Consider the following 485-nt stretch of genomic DNA (forward strand, 5'->3'; position numbering starts at 1 on the left):
GGAACTTCGGCGACGGCACCAGCTCGACCGCGACCAGCCCGAGCAAGACCTACGCCGCGGCCGGCACCTACAGCGTGGTCTTGACGGTCACCGACGACGACGGCGCCAGCCACAGCAAGACCGCCTCGGTCACGGTCAGCGCCGGCGGCGTGCAGACCTATACCAACGGCAGCGACGTCAATATTCCGGACAACAACGCCGCCGGGGTCAGCAGCGCCATCGCGGTGTCGGGACGCAGCGGCAACGCGCCGAGCAATGCGCAGATCTCGGTCAACATCGTCCACCCGTACAAGGGCGACCTGATCGTCGACCTGATCGCGCCGGACGGTTCGGTGTACAACCTGCACAACCGCAGCGGCGGCAGCGGCGACAACGTCACCGGCACCTTCACCAAGAACCTGTCGAGCGAACCGCTCAACGGCACCTGGAAGCTGCGCGCCGCCGATCGCGCCGCCCAGGACGTCGGCAAGATCGACACCTGGAGC

Annotated in this window: 1 protein-coding gene; it reads left to right on the plus strand. The window is 67.6% G+C overall.

Annotated elements, in window-relative coordinates; translation table 11 throughout:
* On the plus strand, positions 1 to 485 hold a 485-nt coding region (locus AC3A57_RS22935), incomplete at both ends, for a proprotein convertase P-domain-containing protein (protein WP_487581012.1).

It is taken from the genome of Lysobacter sp. Soil_C_15 (genome assembly GCF_057657315.1).